This window comes from uncultured Methanobrevibacter sp., assembly GCF_902770715.1.
In the GTDB taxonomy this organism is placed as follows: Archaea; Methanobacteriota; Methanobacteria; order Methanobacteriales; family Methanobacteriaceae; genus Methanocatella.
Genome location: NZ_CACXTS010000068.1, coordinates 1 through 3,697 on the forward strand (window position 1 = coordinate 1; position 3,697 = coordinate 3,697).

Here is a 3,697-nt window from a genome sequence, read left to right on the forward strand (position 1 = left end):
TTAGTTCAAGAAGATGGAATGACTGTAAAAACCATTGAAGATGCAGCAAAAGAAGCTGACATTATTCACATATTGCTTCCTGATGAAATCCAAGAAAAAGTTTACAATGAACAAATTGCACCATATGTTGAAGCTGGAAACACTATTTCATTCTCTCACGGTTACAACATACACTTTGGTTTAATCAAACCTGATGAAACCGTAAACATAGTAATGTTTGCACCTAAAGGACCTGGATCCATGGTAAGAAGAACCTATGAAGAAGGATTCGGTATTCCAGGTTTAGTAGCAGTCCAACAAGATGCAACCGGAGATGCATTGCAACTTGCATTAGGTATGGCAAAAGCATGCGGATTAACCAAAGCAGGTGTTTTGGAAACTACTTTCCAAGAAGAAACCGAAACTGACTTGTTCGGTGAACAAACCGTTTTATGCGGAGGTATTACCGAATTAATCAATGCAGGATTCACCACTTTAGTCGAAGCAGGTTACCAACCTGAAATCGCTTACATCTATGAAAAAGGTTTCGCTGGAATGTGGAAAGATGTAAGTAACACTGCTGAATACGGTGGTTTAACCAGAGGTAACAGAATTATTACCCAAGAAGCTAAAGACGGTATGAAAGCAGTTTTAAAAGAAATCCAAGATGGTACTTTCAAAAAACAATGGGCTGATGAAAACGCTACCGATGGAGCTAACTTAAAAGAAATGAGGGATGCTGAAGGTCAAAAAGACATCGAAATTGTTGGTGAAAGATTAAGAAAAGCTTGCGGATTACAAAAAGACGATTAAGTCTTTTTAATCCTTTTACTATTTTTTTTAAATTATTTTTTATAGCGTGGTAATAGTGGTATTTATTGGAATGGACCATGGAACTACTGGCATCTCTTTTTGTATTATGTCTGATGAAGGCAAAGTTATTGATGTTTTTAAGATAGGAAGAGAAGAAAGTAAAAAAGGACTTATTTCTGCAAAAGAGGAAATATTGAAACGCGTTGATTTGGATGATGTAAAATTGATGGCCATTACTTATGCGATGGGTGATGGAATAAGTAAGATTTTACCTACAAATAAGGTTAAGGATAGGGGAATTTTATCCATCAATGGTGCCGGTAAAGTAACTGGTGGCGGAACATCAGTGTTTTCCGAATTAGAGGAGTTGGATATTGATTCAGTAATGATTCCAGGTCTTCATAAGAATTCCGATTCTCTAGATAAGCTATTCAGAGCGGCGTATTCTCACCAGGCCAGCCCGGAAAAGGTAAGTATTTCTTATAATGCAGTTAAAGAAACAGGATGGTCTAATTTTATCGTAGCCGATATTTCATCCAACAGTGTTGATATATTGATAGAGGATGGTAAGATTAAAGGCGCAATCGATGCATGTTTGGGCGCTATGGGCGTTGTTCACGGGCCTCTTGATTTGGAAATGATTAGGAGGATTGATGAAAACAATGCATCAGCAAATGACTGTTTTTCACATGCCGGAGCAATTAAGATAGCGGGCATTGACGGCAAAGTGGCTAATATGAAAGACCAGCTTCTTGAAAATTATATGAATGGTGATGAAAAAGCAAAATTGGCCATTGATACATTAATCATGACTGTTGCCATGGAAATTGCCGGTTTGGATGTTGTATGTAAAAATGAGATTGAAGGAATAGTTCTTACAGGATCTATTGGCAGTGCAACTGAACCGTTTAACTTTGCAGATGAAATAAACAAATATTTCAAAAATAAGTATCCTCTGGAAATTATATCCAAAGATTCCGGTGCAATCGGTGCGGCTCAAATAGCAATGGATGTTTATAATGGTGAAAAAGAAATATTAGGTATTGAAGTTAATATTTCTTAAATTTATTCTTTTAAACTAATAAAAACAATATTTCCGCCTTTAACGGTTTCTAAACCGTTTTCATTTTCAAGGACGAGATTTAAGTAATTATCAATAGCTATTATTGTTCCTTCGCTTTGATAGCCACCTCTTAAATCAACAGTTACATATTTGTTTTTGAATTGTCTAAAAAGTTTATTTACATTTTCTTTATCTTGATTCATATTTTTCAATCCTTGATTATAATTCTATTTTTACTTTGAAGTTTCAACTTTATATAGTTTAATGTTCTAAATATTACTATGGCAATCAATCAATTAGAAAGTAATTTAGAAGCTATTACTCGTACATTAGCTCAGTTAAAAAAAGACGGATGCACTGATGAGAAAATTTTAAACCAGCTTAGAGAAGAAAGGGAAAAAATACTTAAAGATTTAAATTTATAAGTATTTTACTCTAACCATTCTTTTAATGAGCTTATTCCGCTGGCCATATCAATTTTTAATGGTGTTATTGTAGTTTTTTTATTTTTTCGTAATTCATAACCATCGCTTCCAGGCTCATCTGATAAATACGGTTCGCCGTCAATCCAATAGTATGGCTTTCCACGCGGATCTAGACGTTTTTCAACTATGGGATTATACATCCTTTTTCCTAATTTTACAACTTCAAACTCTTCATCTGAAGGGTTTTCTGGAACATTAACATTTAATAAGTCGATTCCTTCAGGCAATCCTTTTTTCAGAACGATCTTTGTTAATCTATGAAGCATTTCCCCTGCAAAATCAAAATCAATTTCTATTTTTCCTTTTTCAAATTTAATGTCGTCTCTGGTAACTTCCTGTGAAATAGCTATTGTTGGAATTCCAAAGCTTGCGGCTTCTATTGCTGCACCTAATGTGCCTGATGTTGTAAGTTCCGCTTTTCCTAAATTAAAACCAGTATTTATTCCGGAAATCATAATGTCCGGCTTTTCATCAAGCATTTCAAATAGTGCAATTGTCACTGCATCTGTCGGTGTTCCGCTTATTCCATAGCCTTCACTTCCATCCCTCAATACATGTTTATTGACTCTTAAAGGGTCATATAATGTCAATGCATGGCCTATTCCACTCTGTTGTGTTTCAGGAGCTATAACATATGTATCACATAAGTCTTCAACTGATTTTTTTGCAGCCAGAATTCCTGAGGCGGTTATTCCGTCATCATTACTTATTAATGCTTTCATAATAATATTAAGTTTAAATCTTGTTAAAATATTTTTATGTTTTTGGTTTTTATGATAAACTTTAATAACAATTTAAATTATAAGTTATAATTAGTAATTTTATAGAAAAAACACATGTGGGTGGAAACGTGGAAAAACCACAATTGATTAATTTTATAGCTAAAGTGATGGAAGACTCCGGTTTTAAAGTTTATAAGAATTTTAAAACTTCACAAAAGGTTATTGACATATATGCTATCTTGCCAACAACAATAGGGGATTTTGGTGTGGTTGTAGCATGTAAAAATTATGATAAAGATTTTAGAATTGGAGTTGATGTATTAAAAGAAATGGAAGAGGTTCAAGAAAGTTTAAAAGCTTCTAAAACCACTATTGTTTCATCTTCCTACTTCTCAGAGCAGGCAAAGAATTATGCTCTCAGGAAAAACATTAAATTAGTGGATAGGGACAATTTACTTGAACTTGCTAAAAGATATCAGGACAGAACTTCTCAAACTACATTGGACAATACTCCTTATGACGGAGGCGCCTCTGATTATATTGATGAGGAATACCCGGAATACACTTATGACGCTTCTGATATGGAATATATAATGCAAAGACGTGAACAGAATCCTGTTGTCTATCAGAATACC

The 3,697-nt window shown here is 34.2% G+C and carries 6 protein-coding genes; 4 read left to right on the forward strand and 2 right to left on the reverse strand.

The features are described from left to right. Positions 1–792, forward strand: a 792-nt coding sequence (gene ilvC / locus QZU81_RS10600) for a ketol-acid reductoisomerase (protein ID WP_295591728.1), incomplete at its 5' end; no start/stop codon positions are given. Between the two features lie 55 nt (positions 793–847). Further along, a complete protein-coding gene (locus QZU81_RS10605; RefSeq protein ID WP_292852413.1) occupies positions 848–1,855 on the forward strand; it encodes a methanogenesis marker 12 protein in 1,008 nt (335 codons plus the stop codon). A 2-nt stretch (positions 1,856–1,857) separates the two neighbouring features. Here QZU81_RS10605 and QZU81_RS10610 read toward each other — a convergent pair whose 3' ends face one another. Further along, a complete protein-coding gene (locus tag QZU81_RS10610) occupies positions 1,858–2,058 on the reverse strand; it encodes an LSM domain-containing protein (RefSeq protein WP_292828776.1) in 201 nt (66 codons plus the stop codon). A 78-nt stretch (positions 2,059–2,136) separates the two neighbouring features. Between QZU81_RS10610 and QZU81_RS10615 the strand changes: the two genes are divergently transcribed. Further along, a complete protein-coding gene (locus tag QZU81_RS10615; protein WP_292828774.1) occupies positions 2,137–2,280 on the forward strand; it encodes a hypothetical protein in 144 nt (47 codons plus the stop codon). 5 nt (positions 2,281–2,285) lie between these two features. Here the strand turns inward: QZU81_RS10615 and surE are convergent, their stop codons facing one another. Continuing rightward, entirely contained in the window at positions 2,286–3,062 is a 777-nt protein-coding gene (gene surE / locus QZU81_RS10620; protein WP_295591729.1) for a 5'/3'-nucleotidase SurE, read from the reverse strand. A 128-nt stretch (positions 3,063–3,190) separates the two neighbouring features. On the opposite strand from surE, the gene QZU81_RS10625 reads away from it, so the two are divergent. Beyond that, on the forward strand, positions 3,191–3,697 hold a 507-nt coding region (locus QZU81_RS10625; RefSeq protein ID WP_295591730.1), incomplete at its 3' end, for a restriction endonuclease.

Bases quoted from the DNA above. Each gene is read 5' to 3' on its own strand.
- surE (WP_295591729.1), bottom strand. From the start codon at position 3,062: ATGAAAGCATTAATAAGTAATGATGACGGAATAACCGCCTCAGGAATT.
- QZU81_RS10610 (WP_292828776.1), bottom strand. From the start codon at position 2,058: ATGAATCAAGATAAAGAAAATGTAAATAAACTTTTTAGACAATTCAAA.
- QZU81_RS10615 (WP_292828774.1), top strand. From the start codon at position 2,137: ATGGCAATCAATCAATTAGAAAGTAATTTAGAAGCTATTACTCGTACA.